Source organism: Roseibium marinum (assembly GCF_002906165.1).
GTDB lineage: Bacteria > Pseudomonadota > Alphaproteobacteria > Rhizobiales > Stappiaceae > Roseibium > Roseibium marinum.
This window is the reverse complement of the sequence record NZ_PPCN01000001.1, coordinates 977092-998290: the sequence shown is the minus strand read 5'-3', so window position 1 is coordinate 998290 and position 21199 is coordinate 977092. Positions and strand designations below refer to the sequence as shown.

Below are 21199 nucleotides of genomic sequence, written 5' to 3'. Positions count from 1 at the left end.
GCCACCAGGTGCAGCTCACGACAGGAGCTGCGACAATTCCCGATTGCTGGCAGCGGCCTCCTCGTTCATCCAGTTTCTGAACAGGCTCATCGCCCTGGACGCGGACCTGTCTTTCGGTGTTATCAGCCAGTAGGACGAACCGCTTTCGACTCTGCTTGGCAAGGGGCATGTTAGCTGTCCGCTTTTCAGGCACTCAATGGCTTGGGTCTGCCAGGTGATGGTAACACCTAGCCCTCCAATGGCCGCTCCAAGGCACATGTCTTCATCCGACAGCGTGAATTTTTTACGAATTTCGAGATCTGCTGCCTGATTGGCCTTCAGCCAGGTCCCCCAATATCCGACGAGGTTTTCAGAGGTGATAATGTTGATCTTCGAAAGATCCTGAACCGATTTCACCGTTCCCTTCAAGTCCAAATTACAGACCGGGAAAAGGACCTGATCCATGATCTTGGTAGCGTTCACGTCACGCCAGGCCCCATTTCCAAACCGCACGGCGCAATGATATCCACATTCGGCTATGTCCACTATCTCACGCTCGGCATCGAAGCAAAACCGGATTTCCGGATGGCGCTGAACCCGGACAATGGCCCGGATTGTGCCAATTCGCGAATAGCAAGGCATCGATGTGCTGTGAATTCGGAGATTTTCGGCCCATTAAAGCGTGTCGCGTTTAAGCGTGCATATGTTCAACATCAAAGAACTTTGCAGCAACATTTCACGCAGCTACCGTCGGCCAATATCCACTACCTTACGACAGCGTTCGACAGAGTATCCGATTGCCAAAAGCCGTTTCAGCGACTCGACTTGAAACGATGAATTTTGGCTAAGTCATTGGGAAATATGGCGCACCGGAGAGGATTCGAACCCCTGACCCCCAGATTCGTAGTCTGGTGCTCTATCCAGCTGAGCTACCGGTGCATATAGAGGCGAAGATCTTGTCATCGGGTCCTGGAAGACCCCGGAATGACCGGTCTTGGCGCTGCGGGGACGTGCCCCGGACAGGGCGCTTACGTACTTCGGTCCGGCAGGGAATGCAAGGGACTTTTCGAACTTTTTTTCATGGAACAGTCACAAAGGTTCGCAGGTTGCCGGAATCCCGCAGGTTCAGCCGCTGCCGGCAGGTTGGCGTTTGAATCCGGCGGATTTATCCGTTCCAAACGCTTCGTTGCCGCTCACGGCTGCCCGCTGGCCGATGCTTGCCTCCAGACGCGTTAAACTTGATCGTTCCGTTTCACTACCGCCCGCTTCAGATGGTCGAAGGACCGCAAGGTTTCAGGCTCCAGGATGGTCTGGACCGGCATTCCCGAACCGCTTGCCGGGCACCTCATTCGCGTCCGGCAGGAGCGTTTGTCCACACGCGGCCTGTCTCAGTTGCTTCTGTCGGGCACCTCAAGGCGGAAACAGGTGCCCGGGCCGGTGTCGTCCAGCCGGATGCGGCCGCCATGAGCCTTCAACAGTTCCGCGACGATGGCAAGGCCAAGACCGATACCGCCATGCTTGGAACCGCTGTGGAAGGCCTTGAAGAGGGCCTTGCGAATATTTTCCGGGATGCCGGGCCCGGTATCGGTCACGGCGATAGAGACGCAGGAGCCTGTGCGTTCGGCTTCCAGAGTGATCCGCCTGACCAGCGTCGCGTCCTTTTCCGCTTCAAGAGCCTGAAGCGCGTTGCGGCAGAGGTTCAAAAGGATCCTGAAAATCTGTTCCGGGTCGGCGTCGATTTCGATCCCGTCCGGCACCTTGTTGTCGAAGCTCACCAGCTCGTGATCCACCAAACCCAGGACGTCGGCGACATCGTCTCCCACCCGGCGCAGGGTCAGCAGACGGCGCTGGGGCGCTCTTTCCTGGGCCTTGCCGTAGGACATGACCGCCTGGGTATAGCTGACGGCCCGGTCGAGCGTTGCCAGGATCTTGGGAGCGAGCCGGCTGACGGTCGGATCCGGCACATGCTCCAGGCGCTCCAGAAAGAGTTGCGCGGAGGCGAGAAGATTGCGCAGGTCATGATTGATCTTGGAGACGGCAAGCCCCAGATCCGCCAGCCGCTGCTTCTGGTGCAGAGCTCTTGAAAGGGCCTCCTCCATGCCGGCCAGGCGGATTTCCGCGTCGCCCAATTCGTCCCGGCGGCCGGAGACGGGCATGATGCGCGAGGCGTCCTCAGGGCTTTCGGCGAAGCGCTCCATGGAGAGGGTCAACCGGCGCAGCGGACGGATGAACAGCGCCCTGAGCGCGATATAGACAAGACTGGCGGTAATGATTGAAATCACCAGCGACAGGGCCAGGATGCGGCCGGAAAAGGCCAGCATGTCCTTTTGCAGCAGCGCGACCGGAAGAACCACGTCCACCCGCTCCGTATGACCCATCTGCCCGGCGCCGACGACCCGCATCACGCCGCCGCCGCGATAGGTCAGGATGGCGAAACTGTTCTGGATGGAAGACCAGGGCGTGACATTGGCCATGTCGATGACAAAATCGACCTCGTCCGGGACGTTGCTCATGGCGATCAGGCTGCGGCGGCTGCCCTGGTCGAGCGAAATGGCGAGAGCGCCGGTGGTGCGCAGCAACTCTTCCTGAAGCCTCGGAGCGATCGTGTTGGTTTCCGCGAGCACGGAGGCCGCGACCCCGGCCGTGGTGAGACGTTCCATCAGCCAGGTGTTGCGGAAATTGGCGGTCGACGGCACGTAGATGCAGATTTCGGCCAGCATCACGAAGACGACGGTCAGGAGCAGCAGCTTGCCGGAGAGACCGCCGAGACTGTAGCGGCCGAAGCTGTCGCCCGGCTTGCGCGGCCCTTCCTCGCCTTCCGGCGGAACAACCGACCCATGCGGCGCGCCCTCATGCTTCATGTCGCAACGTCCCAAGCTTCCCGAATCCAAGTCATGACATCATACGCGGCCATCCGCGCAACCGGTCATCCGAATTTGCGCAAAAGAGCGATTGCCCGGCGCACCCAAACATTTTTGGGTGTTTCCGCATAGTAAGAAATTGCGGCGCGGCGCACCAGTTCTCCAAGTGTCGGATAGGGTGCGACAAATCCCGCAAGGTCCTTCATGGTCATCTTTTTGGACAAAGCCAGCGAAAGAAGGTTGACGATCTCTCCCGCCTGCGCGCCGACGATATCGGCCCCCAGCAGCCTGCCTCCGGGCCCGGCAATCAGCTTCAGCCTGCCCGTCGTCTCGCCTTCGGTCCGCGCCCGGTCGTTGCCGGAATAATCCGCGGCAAGCACCCTCGCCTTTTTGCCGTATTTCTCCCGCGCCGCGGCTTGGGAAAGGCCTACATGGCCGAGCTCGGGAGAGGTATAGGTGACCCAGGGCACCAGGTCCTCATTCATCGCCACCGGCAGGCGGAACACGATGGAGCGGATGACCAGTCCGGCCTGATGGCCGGCGACATGGGTGAACTGCAGCCCACCGGCAACGTCGCCGATGGCATAGATCTTCCGGTTGGAGGTGCGCAGGCCCTTGTCGACCCTGATGCCTTTCCGGTCGAACGCGACACCGGCCGCCTCCAGCCCCAGACCGGTCACATTCGGCGCGCGCCCGGCCGCGACCAGCAGGTGGCTTGCCGGGACCTCCAGCGTTTTCCCGTCTTTCGCCTTCGCGGTGACGAGGATGCCGCCGTCGGTTTTTGCGACCTTCTCGACACCTGTACCCTCCAGGATTTCGACGCCTTCGGATCTCAGCGCCTCCAGAACAATGGCGGCCAGCTCCGGGTCATCCTTCGCAAGCGCTTTTTGCGCCTCGAACACCGTCACCCTGGCGCCGAGACGGCAATGCGCCTGGGCCATTTCCAGGCCGATCGGGCCGCCGCCGACAATCGCCAGGTGCTCTGGCACTTCGCGCAGCCCGAACAGGGTTTCATTGGTGAGAAAGGAAACCTCGTCCAGTCCCGGGATCGGCGGCACCATGGCGGAGGAGCCGGTTGCGATCACGAAGCGGCGCGCCCTGATCTCGTAATCTGCGGCGATCAGCACGCCCGGCGCCGTGAATGCCGCGGTTTCGCGCAACACGGTGACGCCGAGCCCTTCGAAGCGTTCCTGCGAATCGTGCGGCTCGATGGCGGCGATCACCTGCCGGACGTGGTCGTTCGCCCTGGCGAAATCGATTGTCCGGCCTTTGGCCGATATTCCGAATTTGCTGTTTTTCGCTTCAGCGGAGGCCGCCCTGGCGGCGGCGAGCAGCGCCTTTGAGGGAACGCAGCCATAATTCAGGCAATCCCCGCCCATGAGGCCCTTTTCGATCAGGACCACATCGACGCCGAAGGCGGCGGCCGCGGCGGCAACGGACAATCCGGCGGAACCGGCGCCGATCACACAAATATCCGGGGTCAGCAGGCTTGCCATCTGCGGCTCCTCTCTAATGAACGGGAATGCGGAGTATCAGCGGGACCGCAGCTTTTTCAGGATGACGGGAATGAGGCTGACGATGCCGAGCGCGAAAAACGCGGTCAGAAGCTGAGGCGTCACCAGGGCGGACAACTCGATACGGCAGGTTCCGGCCGCAGCGCAGCCGGGGTCGGCGGCTTCCTGCGCCGCGATGACGCTGTCCAGACCCGAACCGATGAAGGTGAAGGCGAAGGTGCCGGGAATGATGCCGACAAAGGTCGCGAGCGCATAAGACGGCAGCGGCATCCTGAAAATGGCCGGAGCGATGTTCACCAGCCAGAAGGGAAAGACCGGGGTCAGCCGCAAAAACAGCAGGTAGTTGAAGGCATCGTTGCGGAACCCGTCCGCGAGCCGGGACAAAAACGGCCCGGCGCGCCGGGTCAGGACATCGCCCAGGGAAGTGCGCGCCACCAGAAAGACCGCGCAAGCGCCCAGGGTTGCGCCAAGAACCGTGACGAAACCGCCCAGGACCCAGCCGAACAGGAAACCGCCTGCGATGGTCAACAGGGACGCGCCGGGAAAGGAAAGCGCGACGGCGACAGTATAAACCGCCAGATAGACCACGAGAGCCAGCGCGGTATTGCCGTCCACATAGCCGGCCAGTTCCTGGCGGCGCATGATCAGATTGGACAGCGTCAGTTGGTCATGCAGGCCCAGCGAGAAAGCAAGCCCCATCAGGGCAATCAGGACACTCAGCGGCAACCATGTGCGGATCCGGGCGGAAATCGAGCGCTTGCGCGTTTCGCCCGCCAAGGCCTCCGTTTCCTTCGGCGCGGTCATTGCGTTGGCCTTGTCACCCGGCATGTGCGGTCCCGTTTTTCTTTCATCCGCCCGTTTTTCGTTCACTCGCCCGTTTTTCTGCATTCGGGGGTGTGCGTTATCCATAGATTGGCAGATGTACCTTAAATCCGGTAAAAAGAACCATGCTTCACCGATAAGTGACGCTTGGCCGGCTTCGGTTCACTCCGGTGTGATCCGCTTGGCCCAGTGGCGCAGCCCGGCTTCTCGCCAGCCGGATCGCGCGCGCGTTCGCGGATCTCACAGGAATTGAGAGATTCTTCACGCGCAAAGTTGACTTGAAGCGGCATGGCCCTTATAAGCGCGCTCGACCGGGACATGCATTCGGACCCAAGGCTGACAAGAGCCGCGCGCTTCACGCGCTTCGGGTGCTTCCTCCAAAGAATTAAAATGAACAAGGGCCGCGCATTAATCCGCGTGGGGAAGAACAATGAAGCGTACGTATCAACCGAGCCGTCTTGTCCGCAAGCGCCGCCACGGCTTTCGCGCACGTATGGCCACCAAAAATGGCCGTCTGGTGCTTGCTCGCCGCCGTGCCAAGGGCCGCAACAGCCTAAGCGCCTAACCGGCGTTGAGCCCGCAGCACGCCGGGTTGGCGGCGTCTGCCAACAACCAGCTGCCGCTCATGGACACTTTGAAAAAGCGCTCCGAGTTCCTGGCGGTCGCCAAAGGCGGCCGGCTGGGTCGGCGCGCTTTTGTCGTTCAGGGGCTGAAACGCGATGCGGACGGCGCAGCGCGCGTTGGGTATACGGTCACCAAGAAAACCGGCAATTCCGTCATGCGCAGCCGCATCAAACGCCGCCTCAGGGCCGCCGTCGCCGAACTTGAATCGGGCGATAAACCGCAAAATGCGGATTTTGTCCTGATCGCACGGGACAGCGCGCTCACTCTTCCCTTTCAAAAACTCGTCGCAGACCTTAAGTCTGGCCTCAGCCAGGTGCTTGACCCTGCCACGCCGCGCGGACGGGGCAAGCCGCGCCGGACAGACCGGCAGGGTCAAACGAACTTGCGCAGGAAACAGGGGTAACTCCAGTTGATTTCTGAAAACCGAAATACGATTCTTGCAATCGTTTTGTCCCTGATCGTACTGCTGGGCTGGCAGTATTTCATCGCCGGGCCGAAACTGGAGCGCCAGCAGGCTGAACTTCAGACACAGCAGGATGCGGACGCCTCCAGTCAGGGGCTCACCGGCAGCGGCAATCCGAATGCTCCGCAGCCATCCGCCGCGCCGGGCACCGATGCTTCGGCCCCCGCGCCGGCGGCAGCCGGACAGGCTGCCTTTGCAAGCCGGGAGCAGGCACTTTCCGCCTCGAAACGGGTCACGATCGATACGCCGCATCTGGAAGGATCGGTCAATCTGACCGGTGGCCGTCTCGACGACCTTCGGCTGAAGGAATACCACGAGACGGTCAAGAAAAGCAGCCCGACCATCGTGCTGTTCTCTCCCTCCGGCAGTCCCAATCCCTATTATGCCGACTATGGCTGGGTCGCCGACCCCGACGCCGGTATCGCGCTTCCCGGCCCCGATACGGAGTGGTCCCTGGAGGGACAGGCGACGCTCACCCCGGCAACGCCGCTCACCCTGACCTGGGACAACGGAGCGGGCGTCCTCTTCAAGCGCGTCTACTCTGTCGACGACAACTATATGTTCACCGTCGAACAGTCGGTCGAGAACACCACGGCCGATGCGCTCACGCTTTATCCCTACGGCCTCATCGCCCGGCGCAACATTCCCGAGACCAACGGCATCTGGATCCTGCATGAAGGCCTGCTCGGGGTCTTCGGCGAGGAAGGGCTCCAGGAGGTCGATTATTCCGATCTTGAAGAGGAAGGCACGATCCGTCCTCCCAAGGTGGACCAGGGCTGGCTCGGCATGACCGACAAGTACTGGGCGGCAACGCTTATCCCGCTTCCGGGCCAGGAATTCCAGCCGGGCTTCAGCCATTCGGCCAAGACCGGCAATTTCCAGGCGGACTATCTCGGCAACGCCGTTTCGGTGTCGGCTGGCGGGACCGGCGAAACGAGTTCCTATCTGTTCGCCGGCGCCAAGGAAACCAAACTTCTGGACGGGTATGAAGAGGCCCTCAGCATCAAGCGCTTCGAGCTGCTGATCGACTGGGGCTGGTTCTACTTCCTGACCAAACCGATGTTTTTCGCCATCGACTGGTTCTTCCATCTGACCGGCAATTTCGGTGTCGCGATCCTTCTGGTCACGGTGCTCGTCAAGCTGATCTTCTTCCCGCTCGCCAACAAGTCCTACGTCTCCATGAGCAAGATGAAGCTCGTGCAGCCGCAGATGGCGGAAATCCGCGAGAAATACGGGGACGACAAGCAGAAGCAGCAGCAGTCGCTGATGGAGCTCTACAAGAAAGAGAAGATCAATCCGCTGGCCGGCTGTCTGCCGATCGTGATCCAGATTCCGGTGTTCTTCTCGCTCTACAAGGTTCTTTACGTCACCATCGAAATGCGGCACGCGCCGTTCTTCGGATGGATCCAGGACCTGTCCGCGCCCGATCCGACCACGCTCTTCAACCTGTTCGGCCTGATCCCTTGGGATCCGCCGCAGATGCTGATGCTTGGCGTGTGGCCGCTGATCATGGGCATCACCATGTTCATCCAGATGAAGATGAACCCGGCGCCGCCCGATCCGACGCAGCAGATGATCTTCACCTGGATGCCGGTGATCTTCACCTTCATGCTGGCCTCCTTCCCGGCAGGGCTGGTGATCTACTGGGCCTGGAACAACACGCTGTCCGTCACCCAGCAATACATCATCATGCGGCGTCTGGGCGTCAAGGTGGAGCTGTGGGACAATCTGTCGGGCATGATCAAGCGAAAGAAACCGGCCGCCGGCGACAAGACCTGAGGCAGCAGGCAAATACCCAACAGATGCAAAGGCCCCGCCGCAAGGCGGGGCTTTTTTCATGAAGAAGCGAATTTTTATCCTGCCGAAAATGACAGGTGAGCCCGGTCAGCCAACAGTGCTGACATGAATTGCGCAAGAACGCGTGCCGATGCGAAAGCCCGCAGCGGGCAATCATGACATTGCCGCTTTTCACGTGTCATCTCTCGACCACTTCCCGTGGAGCCTTCATGAATCGACTGTTCAAATTCCTTGGTGCCGCGTTTCTGCTGCTTGTCGCTGCGGGCCTGATCTATGGTGTTACCGGTTATCTCGACGCCCTTTCGGACGCGGACGGACTGGCCCTGCGCGCCGACGCACTGATGACCGAGGGCCGCGGCGGGAAGGATCTCGGCGAAGACCGGCTGGAAAAGCTCCTCATGGTTCAGGATCCGGCCTTTCATCAGCACGCGGGCCTGGATTTTGCAACGCCGGGAGCCGGCATCACGACGGTCACACAGTCCCTGGCAAAACGCGTTGCCTTCAGGAAATTCAAACCGGGCATCGGCAAGATCCGGCAGACCGGCTACGCCATCGGGCTGGAACGGAAGCTCACCAAAGACCAGATCATGGCATTATGGCTGGATACGCTCGAAATGGGCAGGGGACCGGACGGCTGGATGAAAGGTTTCTTCGTGGCGAGCGAAGCCGTTTACCAGCGGCCGCCGGCCGAATTGACAGGCCGGGAGTTCCTGTCGCTCGTGGCTGTCCTGATCGCGCCGGGAGCGTACGATCTGAGGCATGAAGATGCGCGGCTTGAAGAGCGCATCGCCCGTATTGAAAGGCTGGTATCTGGCGATTGCACGCCGCAAGGCAACGGCGATGTCTGGCTGGAAGGCTGCCGGCGCGAATAGCGCTGACGCTCTTCGCATCTTGACCCGGCGGACGGGTAAATGTATGGATTTCGTCCTGTCAGCGCCGATTGAAGCGGCGCTTTTTCGTGGCTTTCCTCAGGAGTTCCCGGACCGATGAACCGATAAAGCAAGACCTGTTCCGCAAGGCGAAGCCGCTCACCGGCAGGTCGACCGCGTATTTTTCGCGTTTTCCGTCTTCCCTTGTTTCTTGCTTTTTGAGGAGGTCCCATGCACGGCCCGTCTCCCGACATCCTTCATCCGTTCAACGGCGAACCGCATACGGTTTTCCTGAAAAACGTCATCACCCGCCCGACCATCGAAGTCGGCGACTTCACCTATTACAACGACCTGGAGAACGCCACCGCGTTCGAAGAGCGCAACGTGCGCTATCATTTCGACTTCGTCGGCGACCGGCTGAAGATCGGCAGGTTCTGCGCGCTGGCGCAGGGCACGACCTTCATCATGAACGGCGCGAACCATGCCATGACGGGGTTTTCGACGTTTCCGTTCAATATTTTCGCCGATGCCTGGCGCGAAGGTTTTGACGAAGCCACCATCTTCGATCACCTGCGCGGCGACATGATCGTGGAACACGATGTCTGGTTCGGGACCGGCGCGACGGTGATGCCGGGCGTCACCATCTGTTCCGGCGCGATCATCGGCGCTCATACGGTGGTCGCCTCCGACGTTCCTCCCTATGCGATTGTCGTCGGCAATCCGGGCCGGGTGATGCGGCTTCGCTTCGATGAAGACACCATCGAGCGCCTCCTGGAAATTGCCTGGTGGAACTGGCCCGCGGAAAAGATCACCCGCCATCTCGGCGCGATCAGGGGGGCGGATCTCGCCAGGCTGGAACAGGCAACCGCCAGGACTGAAGTTTCCTGAGCACCGCCGGGCCGACCGACTCCGGCGGGTTTCCCCGATCTTGAGACAATCCCGCCCCCCGGGCGCTGCCAACGCGGTGTTGTCGCCAGTGCCGCCCGTCACAGGCGCTCGCCTACACTCTTCCGTAAATCTGCCAGTGAAGAAAGTTCATTCGCGGGGCCGCTACTTCGAGGTACGGCCCCCAAAATTTGTGCAATCAACGCACTCGAGGTATGGCATGACCGGATTTAACTTTTTCCAGCGCCGCAAGGACATGATGACCCTGACCCCCAGGAGTTATCTGGACATGGCCAGGGCGCTTCCGGCCTTTCAACGGCTGGTGCAGGACACCGACCGGGACTGCGCGGAGCTGACCGTTGCGACGCTCTGGGCGTTCGAAAACAAGAGAACCTTCACCAACGACCTGACGCAAATTGTTACCGCGCGAAGCAACGAACCGTATTTCAGAAACCAGTTGGCCGGGCGCCTCGACATGGAACGCCAGCGCATTTCATCGTCCACGCGCCATCTCGATATGCTGCTGCTGAAAGCCTACTCCAATGTATTCGTGACTTTGCGGAATACCCCGGGCAATCAGATACCGCCCGACCAATACGGTGCCCGCGCAACGGACACCGACCTGATCAAGGCCTCCAAATGGGTCTGCACCTCGTCCAACAGCTTCGGCAGAACCGCCAACCGGGCGGACTTGACGGCTGTCCAAAGGGCGATCGCCACCGTCCTGAACCGCAATATGGACTTGCGGCATGTGGAGACGATTGAACACATCCACAGGGCCGTCGTGGGGTCCATCCCCGCAAATGCCGACGCCCTTCGCAATACGGCGATGGGACAGAACTACTGCGGCGTCGGCGGCGGAACCTATCTGCAGGCGTATGCCGCGCGCCAATCCCGCAAGATCCGGGAAATGATGCCCCTGCCTCCCACGGCCGAGCAGCAAAGGCACCGCTATCAGTCTCCGGGACAACGCCATTACATCTTCGTTCCCACGGTTCAGAATCAGCACAACAATTGGGGCAATATTGCCTGTTACCTGCTGGGCGCCCACCTTCGCGCGCATGCCTTCACAGACGGCAACGGGCGCGCTGTCAGAACTCTTTTCGCCTGCGCGATCATCAAGAGCAACGCAGACTTCATCGCCCCCACCTACGAGTTCGAAAAACAGCTGTCCGGCCTGTAGGCCATAGCCTCGGCCGGAATTTAACCGCCGCACCGGAATGCACGCTCGACGGCGTCAGTCCGGCAGGCTAAAACGCGCATATGAGTGAAGATCAAACCTATTCGCCGGAAGACCTGGAAGCAGGCCGGCTGTTGTTCGCCCGCCCCTGGGAGTTCCTGACCAGCGTCACCGACATGGCCAACCTGCCGGAAGCGGCGGATACCGAGATTGCCTTTGCGGGCCGCTCGAATGTGGGTAAGTCCAGCCTGATCAACGCGCTGACCGGGCGCAAGGGTCTGGCGCGGACTTCCTCGACGCCCGGCCGCACGCAGATGCTGAATTTCTTCGTCGCGCCGGAGACGCCGCTGACCATCGTCGACATGCCCGGTTACGGCTATGCGCAGGCGCCGAAGGACCTGGTCGACGCCTGGACACGGCTGGTGTTTTCCTATCTGCGCGGCCGGCCGAACCTGCGGCGCGTCATACTCCTGATCGACAGCCGTCACGGGATCAAGGCGAACGACCTGGAGACGATGGAGCTGCTCGACAAGGCGGCCGTCGTCTACCAGGTGGTGCTGACGAAGGCCGACAAGATCAAGCCGCCCCAGTTGGCGCGCCTGATCACGGAGACCCGGGCGCTTCTTGCCAAACGGATCGCCGCCCATCCGGAAATCATCGCCACCTCCTCGGAGAAGAACAAGGGTGTCGACGATCTTCGGGCGGAACTGTTTCTGCTGGCGACCCAGTGAGGCGCGCTCCGGCAGCAGATTGTGAAGACCCGTCAAACCGGCTATAGCAGGTCTCTTTCGCGAGACGTCCCTCAGCCACGCAGAGTATCTCAAGTCCATGATCACGCCTGAAATGACCAGCCGCGCCCATATCATCGCCCAGGCCCTGCCCTACATGCAGCGCTACGACAACAAGACCGTCGTCGTGAAATACGGCGGCCACGCCATGGGCGACCAGGAACTTGGCCAGGCCTTCGCCAGGGACATCACCCTGCTGCGCCAGTCCGGCGTCAATCCGGTGGTGGTGCATGGCGGCGGGCCGCAGATCGGCAAGATGCTGCAGCGGCTGAACATAGTCAGCGAGTTCAAGGGCGGGCTCAGGGTCACCGACAAGGCCACGGTCGAAGTCGTCGAAATGGTTCTGGCCGGATCGATCAACAAGGAAATCGTGCAGTTGATCAACGCCGAAGGCGGCCGGGCGGTCGGACTGTGCGGCAAGGACGGCAATCTGGTCACCGCGCGCAAGCTCAAGCGGCTGGTCGTCGATCCGGACAGCAATATCGAAAGCGTCCTCGATCTCGGTTTTGTCGGCGAACCGGAAACCGTCGATCCGACCGTCCTCAGACTGGTTCTGAAGGAAGACATCATCCCGGTGGTGGCGCCTGTCGCACCGGGGAGCGACGGCGAGACCTACAATATCAACGCCGATACCTGCGCCGGGGCAATTGCCGGCGCGCTCAACGCGACGCGTCTGCTGTTTCTGACCGACGTGCCGGGCGTCCTCGACAAGGACGGCAATCTCATCAAGCAGCTCACCGTCGCAAGGGCCCGCGAGCTGATGGCCGACGGCACAATTTCCGGCGGCATGATCCCCAAGGTCGAGACCTGCATCGAAGCCCTGAACCAGGGTGTGGAAGGCGTCGTCATCCTCAACGGCAAGGTGTCGCATGCGGTTCTTCTGGAACTGTTCACCGATGGCGGTGCGGGAACCCTGATCCACCCGTGACCGGAAAACGCCCCCTGCCCCACGAGGGCCCGCAAGCGCACCAGCTGGATCTGAGGATCTTCAAGGGCATCGAAGCCTGGGTCTTCGACCTGGACAACACGCTCTATCCGGCTGACGCCGATCTGTTTTCGCAGATCGACGAACAGATCGCGCTCTATGTCGAGAAGATGCTGGACGTGCCCCGCGACGAGGCGATGGCGCATCAAAAAGCGCTCTATCACGAGTTCGGCACCACGTTGAGCGGCCTGATGACGCGGCACGAAATCGATCCGGACGAATATCTGCGTTTCGTGCACGACATCGACTATTCCGGCCTGGCGCCGAACCCGGATCTGGGCGCGGCCATCGCCGCACTGCCGGGCAGGAAGTTCATCTTCACCAATGGCGACCGGCCGCACGCGGAACGCACCGCCGCGGCCCTGGGCATTTCTGAGCATTTCGAGGACATTTTCGGCATTGTCGAAGCGGACCTGATCCCCAAACCCAACCGGGAAACCTATGACAGGTTTCTGGCAAGAACCGGCATTTCCTCCGTGCGCTCGGCGATGTTCGAGGACCTTTCGAAGAACCTGGTCGTGCCGCATCAGCTCGGCATGTGCACGACGCTGATCGTTCCGCAAGTCGCGGGGCAGGTCTTCAAGGAGACCTGGGATCTGGAGGGCGAGCCCTACCCCCATGTGGATTTCGTCACCGACGACCTGACGGGTTTTTTGAAAGCCGTCCTCGGCGCGCTCGGATAGGTCTCGGCCCCGAACCCGACGCCGCCAGCTCGACACTTACCGCGCTATCCATTATTGAACTAAGTTCAATAATCAGGAAGCTGCCTCATGGCGTCCCTGCGCGCACTTCATGCCTTTTCCCTGTTGGCCCGCCACGGCCGGGCGGCGCTGGCCGCCGAAAAGCTGGGCGTCTCGCCGTCTGCTCTGTCTCATCTGATGCGCAAGCTGGAAAGCGAGCTGGGCGCGACGCTGGTCAACCGCGACGGCAGGGGCCTGAGCCTGACGGAGGAAGGCCAGCGGCTTGCGCTGAGCATGGGCGATGCCTTCGACCGGATCGAGGAGGCGGTCGACAGTTTCAAACGGCGCGGGCGGACGGAACTGAGGATCAGCACGGTATCGACCTTCGCCACGCGCTGGCTGATCCCGCGCCTGCCGCAGTTTCAGGCCATCCAGCCGGATGTGGAGCTGCTGTTGTCGGCCTCCACACGCATGATCGACCTCGACCGGGAAAACTACGATTGCGCCATCCGCCTCGGCACCGGCAACTGGCCGGGCGTGGAAAGCCGGCTGCTGTGGCAGGAACATCTGGCCGTCGCCGTCGCGCCAAGCCTGCTGAGCGGCAAGGACCCTTCCGATCCTTCCATCCTGAGCGGGTTCCGCCTGCTTCACAGCACCTCGCGGCGCAATGACTGGATCGTCTGGCTGGAAAAAGCCGGTCTGGACCATGGCGACACGAAATCCGGCATGGTCCTGCAGAGCCGCGACCTTGCCATCCAGGCCGCCATCGCCGGCATGGGCGCCATCGTGATCGACCGCCGCTTCGTCTCCCAGGAACTCGACGCCGGTCATCTGGTCATGCCGGACTGGACCCTTGTCGAACTGGACACCGGCTACTGGTTCGTCCGCTCGCCGGCGCGCACGCTCACCCGCCCGGTGGCCGCGTTTCGCGACTGGTTGCTGACAGCGGTTTGAGACGTGCCCATGCAAGATAAGGAAAACCAACGTGATCACAGGTAGATGCGAATGCGGCAAGGTCGCCTTCGAGGTGGACGCGGTCCGGGAGACCGTGACGGTCTGCCACTGTAACCAGTGCCGGCGCACGAGCGGCCATCTGTGGGCCAGCACGGTCGCGCCCGCCGATACGCTCCGCTTTACCTGCGACGACGGCCTCGCATGGTACCGCTCCTCCGATTTCGCGGAGCGAGGGTTCTGCAAGGCCTGCGGCTCCAGCCTGTTCTACCGGATGGACGGTGACGACACGATCGCGATCGCGGCCGGCTGCCTGGACACCTCTGACGGTTTGACCACCGGCAAGCATATCTTCGTCAAGGACAAGGCCGGCTATTACGAGATCGGCGACGGCGCGCCGCAATTCCGGAAGCTTTGATGCGCATCAATGAGGACAGGTCTGTCCGGTGATCTGATCAATGCGGCAATCACCGGCATCTTTTTTTGCTGTCCGCCACATCTGACGGACAGGACGGCGAGGCCGGTTCCCGGACCCGGGAGCAGCATCAGGAAAGACGGAATGCTCATGACCTCAACACAAGAGACTTACGAGATCCGCGAGGCGGTCGGCTATTTCGACACCGCCGAAACACTGCAGGAAGCAGTAGACGAACTGCTGACATCCGGGTTCAACCGCGCCGAGCTCAGTCTGCTGGCGGGCGAGCATGCCGTTGAGGAAAAACTCGGCCACAAATACAGGAAAGTCGCCGAACTGGAGGACGACCCGAAGGCCGCCCGGTGCTCCTATGTTTCCACGGAAACGACCGGCGACGCGGAAGGCGCGCTGATCGGAGTGCCGCTTTATGTCGCCGCCAGCGCGGCGGCGGGCGTGATCCTCGCCTCCGGCGGCACCATGGCCGCCGCCATCATCGGCGCGGCCCTTGCCGGCGGCGCGGGCGGTCTCATCGGCGGCATCCTGGCCAAACTCGTCGGCGACCGCTCCGCGCAGCATCTGCAGGAACAGCTTGAACACGGCGGCCTGCTGTTGTGGGTGCGCACCTGGAAGCCAGCCGACGAACAGCGCGCCGCGGACATATTGAAGAAACACTCCGGCCACGATGTGCACCTGCATAGTATTTCTGCGACAGGATAGGGCGTTGGGTCGGGGGAGTGTGGGGAAGCCTGCAAATCCGTGACCTCACCGGCGCCGGTGCTATTGCTCGCTTGGCTGCCATCGTGATGGACCGCCGCTTCGTTTCCCGGGAACTCGACGCCGGGCATCCGGTCATGCCGGACTGGACATGTGCCGAACTGGAAACCGGCTACTGGTTTGTCCGCTCCCCCGCCCCTGGGCTCACCCGCCCGGTGGCCGCGTTCCGCGCCTGGCTGGAGAAACTTAGCCAATTGACGAAGTTTTCTCTTGCGTCCTTCGCAGTCTGTGGAATAGTTAGTCGTATGACTAAGTATGATCCCGATCTGTCCCTGCTCTTCCACGCGCTGGCGGACCCGACCCGCCGGTCGATCCTGACCCGGCTCGCCGAAACACCTGCGCGGGTGACGGACCTGGCCGAACCCACGGGCCTGCGACTGCCCACGGTGATGCGCCACCTTTCCGTGCTGGAGGAAGCAGGATTGATAACCACCTCCAAAGACGGACGGGTCCGGACCTGCGCCATCGTACCCGAGGCTCTGGCCCCGATGCGGACATGGCTCGATGAACAGAGGGCCATCTGGGAGGCCCGGCTCGACCGGTTGGACGCATTTGTGATGAATGCTGTGAAGGAAAGCGAAGAATGACACAGAACCTGGCTACAGACGGTGCGCCCCGTGCCGCGGTTGATGATGGAAGAAACCGTTTTGCGACGCTCACCTTCCAGCGGGATGTGGCCGCACCGGCCTCGGTGCTCTGGAAAGCATGGACGGACCCGGCAGCGCGGGCGGTGTGGGCCGCGCCATCCTCCGCGGTGACCGTGGAGTTTCTGGAGGCCGATACCAAGGTGGGTGGCCGCGAGATCTCGCTCTGCAAGGGGGAGGACCACCCGGACATCCGATGCGAATGCGGTTGGCTGGAGTTGCAGCCGGAGTTGCTCAGCGTGAACTACGAGGTGATCTCATCCGAAGGCGTGACGCAATCGGCCGCGCTGGTGACAGCGGAAATCTCTGGAACGCAGGAGCGCAGCCGGCTGGTCCTGACGGTGCAGCTTTCCTCGCTGGCCGAGGACATGGTGGCAGGCTACCGGGAAGGCTTCGGCGCCGGTCTGGACAACCTCGCGGGCGCGGCGGAACGGACCATGGTGCTGCAACGGGTGATCCGGGCACCGCGGTCTGTGGTGTGGGGCGCGTGGATGAACCCTGAAACGCTGCCGCAATGGTGGGGACCGGAAGGCTTCTCCTGTCGCACTCAAAGGATTGACCTGCGCGCGGGAGGCGAATGGGTATTCGATATGATCGCCCCTGACGGCACGGTCTTCCCGAACCACCATCTCTATAATGAGGTCCGGCCCGACGAGAGGCTCGGCTATACGCTATTATGGGGCGAGAACGGACCCAAGCACGCCGACGCCTGGGCCTCGTTCGAGGAGCAGGACGGGGCGACGAAGGTTACCCTGGGCATGGTCTTCACCACGGCGGCCGAGTTTCAGGAGGCGAAAGGTTTCGGAGCAGTGGAACTGGGACAGCAAACCCTGGGCAAACTGGAACGCTTCATCGCATCCCGGTGAAGGGCCGCCATTTCCCGTCGGCTCGAAGCAGGCGACCGGAGGGTGCGGCCCGGAACTGACCGCAGACAGCGGATTGAGCCGCACCCGGGCGGAAGCTACAAGCCAAGGTCATCAGCGGCGTGGTGCTTGCCGGCGGCGCGGGTGGGCTCATCGGCGGCATTGTGGCCAAGCTTGTCGGTGACCGCTTCGCGCAGCATCCGCAAGGCCAGCTTGAGCGCGGCGGCCTGCTGTTGTGGGTGAGCACCTGGAACCCAGCCGACGAACAGCGCACCGCTGACATATCGAAGTAGCACTGGGAGCACGACGTGCATCTGCACAGTATTTCCGCGGCGGGGTGAGGGTGTGAGGGAGCCGTTCGCTGCAATTTAATCGAATGACCGGTTCGGGGCCGGGAAAAGACAGGTCGGCGAGGCCTTGTTGTCGACATCGATGCAAAGCCCGGATGAACTGGCAAAACGGAACAAGGACATCCGTTACCTACGAGATTCGATCTGTTTCCAGATCGGCGGGTGGAGCACACCTGCCTGATCCGGTGTTGTGAAGAGCCTATGCTGTCGGCACGGTTCCCCCGTCGATGACATATTCGGTACCGGTTATCGTCGCAGCACGGTCGGAAACCAGGAAGGCAATGAGGTTAGCGACTTCTTCCGGTTTTGTCGGGCGGCCGATCGGAATGCCGCCGAGCGCATCCATAATGATCTTCTTGCCGCCCTCGTAGTCGGTGCCGGCCTGCTTGGCGAGACGCTCCGCGAGGCGCGCCGCCGCTTCTGTCTCAATCCAACCAGGAGATACCCGCAAGACGCGCACACCCTTGGGCGACACCTCTTTCGACAGGGACTTGCTGTAGGTGGAAAGCGCCGCCTTCGCCGCTGCGTAGGCGGTCGTTGACTCAGGCAGCGGCAGCTCCCTCTGGATCGACGAAACGTGGATTACGACACCACTACCTTGGCCGACCATGTCCGGGACAAGTTGCCTATCCAACCGCACGGCAGGAAAGAGGTTGAGATAGAGCTCGTTATGCCATTCGGCGTCGCTCAGCGCCACAAACCCGCCACCTGGAGCAGAGGACCCTCCAAGCATATGCACTATGATATCCACGCCTCCAAGGCGGTCCCGGACGGCGGCTCCCAGAACGTCGCAGCCTTCGGCCGATGTCAGGTCCGCCGCGACGAACTGAACGCCTTCCTCAAGCATGTCCGGTCTGGTGCGCGCGCTGGTCAGCACCTTGGCTCCGAGTTCCCGGAATTGCTTGACCGTCGCCGCTCCGGCGCCACGAGTACCGGACGTGACGAGAGCCCGCTTGCCTGCAAGGCTGACAAACGGGGTCACGGTGCGATCTCCAGTTCAGCAATCTTCTCTCCTCTCATGACAAAAAAGTACCGCAGGTCGACCGGGCTGCCGGGAAAGTTTCCGACAACGCGGCCCGTCACCACAGTGCGGTCTCCTTCCATCCCGATTGCGACAGGCTCGACCGTATAGGAGAACTTGCTCGACGCTTCCGCCTTCCAACGGCGTATCGCCTCTCGTCCGGCGTGCACCTGTCGCTCGTCATTCACCGCCGCGTCCTCATTGAAACACTTAGCCACGGCGTCAACGTTCCTGCTCCGGTCGGCCTCAAAATAGGCCGCGATGGGTCCAGGCAACTGCATGTCCATGTCACATCTCCATCTCTGGTAACGATATCTGCCTGATCAGCTCGCTGCTCCGGCGTCGATTGCGTGAATATAAGGCTGGACCTTCATTGCGATAATTGGGACAAAGCTGGATGTAACATTGCGGAAACCGGAACAATGTCACGACAAGTCCTGATCGAATTCGAAGCGGTGCTCGCCATCTCCGATCGAGGTTCTTTCCGTGCCGCGGCGCTCGAACTCGGGCTGTCAACAACGGCGCTCAGCAACCTGATCGGCAAAGTCGAGCGGCAACTCGGCGTTCGCCTGTTCAATCGCACCACGCGCAGCGTGTCATTGACGGATGCTGGCCGAACCTTTGTCGACCAGGTGGCGCCTGCACTTCGCGAAATACAAGAAGCGATGGCAACCGTAAGGTCGCAGCAGGACACGCCGTGCGGGACGCTGCGTATCAATGCCTTCGCCACCGGCGCCCGCGAAATATTGGCTCCCCTCGTCTGGCCTTCCTGAGGCGCTACCCACAGGTCCATGTCGATCTCGTCACCGAAGGCCGTATCGTCGACATCGTCGCCGAAGGGTTCGATCTGGGTATCCGGACCGCCGACCTGGTGCCGAGTGACATGATCGCGGTCCCGCTTGGAGCGCCTCGCCGTTTCGCCGTGGTCGCCACTCCTTCCTACTTCGAGGAACACGGAAGGCCTTACGTGCCCCCCGATCTTCTCGCCCACCAATGTATTCGCATCCGTCTGCCGAACGGCGCTCCCTATCGATGGCACTTTGAGAAGGAGGGAAGCCCCCTCCAGATCGATGTCGATGGCCCGATCACACTTGACGAAGCGACGCTTACGCGGATCGCCGTGCTTGACGGGATCGGGATCGGCTTCTTCATGGAAGCGGATGTGCGCGACGACATTGTCGGCGGAAGGCTTACACGCGTCCTGCAGGACTGGACCCCACCTACGACGCCACTATGCCTCTACTACCCCGGTCGCAAAAACCCGTCGGCTGCATTCCGCGCCTTCGTAGGAATGGCCCGAGATCTCGGTAAAAATCTAAAGTGAAGTTCATTCTTGCAGCGACAACGCTGATCCGGAACCGGATTTGAATGGATGTTCCAGGTTCGGTCAGATGCAACGGATGACGACGGATTTTCGGCCGCTTCCGGGACAAACCGGATGTTTATGGACGGCAGGTTTCAGGTTGGTAATGGCCGCTTGGGCCGCATTTTCTTTTGGAGGGGGGCAAAACAGTCGTTTCGGGAGGAACCCATCCGAACGCTGCGATTTCCCTCACCCCAACAGAACAATCCCCACCACCGCCAGCACGATCAGGACGCAGCCAAGGATTTCCGACTTCGCGATCACTTCCTTGAAGAACAGCCAGGAGGCCAGGAAAGTGAAGACGAGTTCGATCTGGGCAAGGGCGCGGACGTAGGCGACGTTTTGCAGGGTCATGGCGGTGAACCAGCCGGCCGATCCGGCGACGCCCGCGATGCCGACCCAGACCGCGCTGCGCCAGGCGCGCAGGCTGGCGCGCAGCTGGTCGGGTTCGCGCACGGCCATCCAGGCGGCCATGGCGATGGTCTGGAACGATGTCGCATAGACCAGCGCGAAGGCGGCCTGCATGGCGACACTCGTTCCGTCGAGCGACAGGGACGCGGTGCGGTAGGCGACCGCCGAAGCGCCGAAAAGGGCCGCGGACGTCAGCCCGATCAGGGCGGGCCGGCCGATCAGCGACGATCTGACGGCGCTGAGCGTCATCGGCACGCGGGCGAGCGTGATGACGATGACGCCGGAAATGCCGATCAGGATGCAGACCGCTGCCGTCAGCGAAACCTGTTCGCCGAGCACCAGAAAGCCGAAGAGGGCCGCCTGGATCGGCTCCGTCTTGGAATAGGCCGTGCCGACCGCGAAATTGCGGAAGGAAAACAGATGGATCAGCAGGAAGGTCGCCAGGATCTGCGCCAGACCGCCGAGGGCCCCGGCGACCAGCATCGTGGCGGTCGGATCCGGCAGGGGATGGCCCAGGCCGAAATGCAGAAAGGCGACATAGAGCGCGGCGAAGGGAACCCCGTAGCCGAAGCGGATGAAGGTCGCGCCCGTGGTGCCCAGCCTGCCCTTCAGATGTTTCTGCAGGGCCGTGCGCAGGTTCTGGCAGAACGCGGCGGCAATGGTGATGGGGATCCAGAGTTCCAAGGAAGCGGCTTTCCGAAGCGGGTTGAACTGCCGTCATCATAGCGCGCGCCCCACGCTTGAATATCCCGCGAAAAGGAAACCCACCGGTTAGATTTGCTCAACCTTTGAGGTTTCCGCGAGCGTCTTCCGTGCGGTCCGCTTGCTCGCGTCCGGCGAAGTTTGCATCCGAACAGAGCCCCTTCTTGCAGTCCCGGACTTGATCCGGGACCTGCCCAGGACCTGCTCGGGGGCCCGGATCAAGTCAGGGGCGGCAAAGCATGGGGACAGGTCCCGGAT

At 61.7% G+C, this 21199-nt stretch carries 22 protein-coding genes, 1 tRNA gene and 1 pseudogene; 15 read left to right on the top strand and 9 right to left on the bottom strand.

The genetic code is table 11. The annotated features are described in order from the left end of the window. Nucleotides 1-15: 15 nt before the first annotated feature. From CLV41_RS04720 to CLV41_RS04695, 5 genes are all read right to left on the bottom strand, one after another. Nucleotides 16-621, bottom strand: a complete 606-nt coding sequence (locus CLV41_RS04720; RefSeq protein WP_103221056.1) for a LysR substrate-binding domain-containing protein — start codon at nt 619-621, stop codon at nt 16-18. 220 nt (nt 622-841) lie between these two features. Next, nucleotides 842-918: transfer RNA gene (locus CLV41_RS04715), tRNA-Arg, on the bottom strand. Nucleotides 919-1367: 449 nt separating this feature from the next. Continuing rightward, nucleotides 1368-2840 carry a sensor histidine kinase gene (locus CLV41_RS04705; RefSeq protein ID WP_103221054.1) on the bottom strand — a complete coding sequence of 491 codons (1473 nt, stop codon included), beginning with the start codon at nt 2838-2840 and terminating at the stop codon, nt 1368-1370. A gap of 65 nt (nt 2841-2905) precedes the next feature. Further along, nucleotides 2906-4336 (bottom strand): dihydrolipoyl dehydrogenase family protein, encoded by a 1431-nt coding sequence (locus CLV41_RS04700; RefSeq protein ID WP_103221053.1) that lies wholly within the window; start codon nt 4334-4336, stop codon nt 2906-2908. 36 nt (nt 4337-4372) lie between these two features. Continuing rightward, nucleotides 4373-5182 (bottom strand): TVP38/TMEM64 family protein, encoded by an 810-nt coding sequence (locus CLV41_RS04695; RefSeq protein ID WP_103221546.1) that lies wholly within the window; start codon nt 5180-5182, stop codon nt 4373-4375. A 424-nt stretch (nt 5183-5606) separates the two neighbouring features. Between CLV41_RS04695 and rpmH the strand changes: the two genes are divergently transcribed. From rpmH to CLV41_RS04625, 14 genes are all read left to right on the top strand, one after another. Next, nucleotides 5607-5741, top strand: a complete 135-nt coding sequence (gene rpmH, locus CLV41_RS04690; protein WP_103221052.1) for a 50S ribosomal protein L34 — start codon at nt 5607-5609, stop codon at nt 5739-5741. Between the two features lie 60 nt (nt 5742-5801). Continuing rightward, on the top strand, nt 5802-6203 hold the full coding sequence (rnpA, locus tag CLV41_RS04685; RefSeq protein WP_103221545.1) for a ribonuclease P protein component: 402 nt from the start codon (nt 5802-5804) through the stop codon (nt 6201-6203). A gap of 6 nt (nt 6204-6209) precedes the next feature. Then, nucleotides 6210-8042 carry a membrane protein insertase YidC gene (gene yidC / locus CLV41_RS04680; protein ID WP_235867052.1) on the top strand — a complete coding sequence of 611 codons (1833 nt, stop codon included), beginning with the start codon at nt 6210-6212 and terminating at the stop codon, nt 8040-8042. 227 nt (nt 8043-8269) lie between these two features. Then, nucleotides 8270-8932, top strand: a complete 663-nt coding sequence (locus CLV41_RS04675; protein WP_103221051.1) for a transglycosylase domain-containing protein — start codon at nt 8270-8272, stop codon at nt 8930-8932. Between the two features lie 228 nt (nt 8933-9160). Beyond that, a complete protein-coding gene (locus CLV41_RS04670; RefSeq protein WP_103221050.1) occupies nt 9161-9817 on the top strand; it encodes a CatB-related O-acetyltransferase in 657 nt (218 codons plus the stop codon). 217 nt (nt 9818-10034) lie between these two features. Continuing rightward, on the top strand, nt 10035-10997 hold the full coding sequence (locus tag CLV41_RS04665) for a hypothetical protein (RefSeq protein WP_103221049.1): 963 nt from the start codon (nt 10035-10037) through the stop codon (nt 10995-10997). Nucleotides 10998-11077: 80 nt separating this feature from the next. Beyond that, on the top strand, nt 11078-11725 hold the full coding sequence (yihA, locus tag CLV41_RS04660) for a ribosome biogenesis GTP-binding protein YihA/YsxC (protein ID WP_103221048.1): 648 nt from the start codon (nt 11078-11080) through the stop codon (nt 11723-11725). Nucleotides 11726-11822: 97 nt separating this feature from the next. Beyond that, nucleotides 11823-12710, top strand: a complete 888-nt coding sequence (gene argB, locus CLV41_RS04655) for an acetylglutamate kinase (RefSeq protein ID WP_208987271.1) — start codon at nt 11823-11825, stop codon at nt 12708-12710. Beyond that, nucleotides 12707-13450: a pyrimidine 5'-nucleotidase gene (locus tag CLV41_RS04650; RefSeq protein WP_103221047.1), complete on the top strand. Its 744-nt coding sequence runs from the start codon at nt 12707-12709 to the stop codon at nt 13448-13450. The genes argB and CLV41_RS04650 overlap by 4 nt, the downstream gene beginning before the upstream one ends. 87 nt (nt 13451-13537) lie before the next feature. Next, the gene (locus tag CLV41_RS04645; protein WP_103221046.1) at nt 13538-14401 is read left to right on the top strand and encodes a LysR substrate-binding domain-containing protein; all 864 of its coding nucleotides are present in this window, start codon (nt 13538-13540) and stop codon (nt 14399-14401) included. A gap of 31 nt (nt 14402-14432) precedes the next feature. Then, nucleotides 14433-14816 (top strand): GFA family protein, encoded by a 384-nt coding sequence (locus CLV41_RS04640; protein ID WP_103221045.1) that lies wholly within the window; start codon nt 14433-14435, stop codon nt 14814-14816. 147 nt (nt 14817-14963) lie between these two features. Continuing rightward, nucleotides 14964-15530: a hypothetical protein gene (locus CLV41_RS04635; protein WP_103221542.1), complete on the top strand. Its 567-nt coding sequence runs from the start codon at nt 14964-14966 to the stop codon at nt 15528-15530. A 302-nt stretch (nt 15531-15832) separates the two neighbouring features. Beyond that, the gene (locus CLV41_RS04630; RefSeq protein WP_103221541.1) at nt 15833-16174 is read left to right on the top strand and encodes an ArsR/SmtB family transcription factor; all 342 of its coding nucleotides are present in this window, start codon (nt 15833-15835) and stop codon (nt 16172-16174) included. Then, nucleotides 16171-17097 carry an SRPBCC family protein gene (locus CLV41_RS04625; protein ID WP_103221044.1) on the top strand — a complete coding sequence of 309 codons (927 nt, stop codon included), beginning with the start codon at nt 16171-16173 and terminating at the stop codon, nt 17095-17097. The genes CLV41_RS04630 and CLV41_RS04625 overlap by 4 nt, the downstream gene beginning before the upstream one ends. Nucleotides 17098-17192: 95 nt before the next feature. Here the strand turns inward: CLV41_RS04625 and CLV41_RS27450 are convergent, their stop codons facing one another. The 3 genes from CLV41_RS27450 to CLV41_RS04615 all read right to left on the bottom strand — a co-directional run bounded on the left by CLV41_RS27450 (nt 17193) and on the right by CLV41_RS04615 (nt 18752). After that, entirely contained in the window at nt 17193-17408 is a 216-nt protein-coding gene (locus CLV41_RS27450; RefSeq protein WP_146048499.1) for a hypothetical protein, read from the bottom strand. Between the two features lie 235 nt (nt 17409-17643). Continuing rightward, on the bottom strand, nt 17644-18426 hold the full coding sequence (locus CLV41_RS04620) for an SDR family oxidoreductase (protein WP_103221043.1): 783 nt from the start codon (nt 18424-18426) through the stop codon (nt 17644-17646). After that, the gene (locus CLV41_RS04615; protein WP_103221042.1) at nt 18423-18752 is read right to left on the bottom strand and encodes a nuclear transport factor 2 family protein; all 330 of its coding nucleotides are present in this window, start codon (nt 18750-18752) and stop codon (nt 18423-18425) included. The genes CLV41_RS04620 and CLV41_RS04615 overlap by 4 nt, the downstream gene beginning before the upstream one ends. Nucleotides 18753-18887: 135 nt before the next feature. Here CLV41_RS04615 and CLV41_RS04610 point away from each other — a divergent pair. After that, nucleotides 18888-19789: pseudogene (locus CLV41_RS04610) on the top strand (LysR family transcriptional regulator). A gap of 228 nt (nt 19790-20017) precedes the next feature. Here CLV41_RS04610 and CLV41_RS04605 read toward each other — a convergent pair. Next, a complete protein-coding gene (locus tag CLV41_RS04605) occupies nt 20018-20923 on the bottom strand; it encodes a DMT family transporter (RefSeq protein WP_103221041.1) in 906 nt (301 codons plus the stop codon). Between the last annotated feature and the right edge of the window lie 276 nt (nt 20924-21199).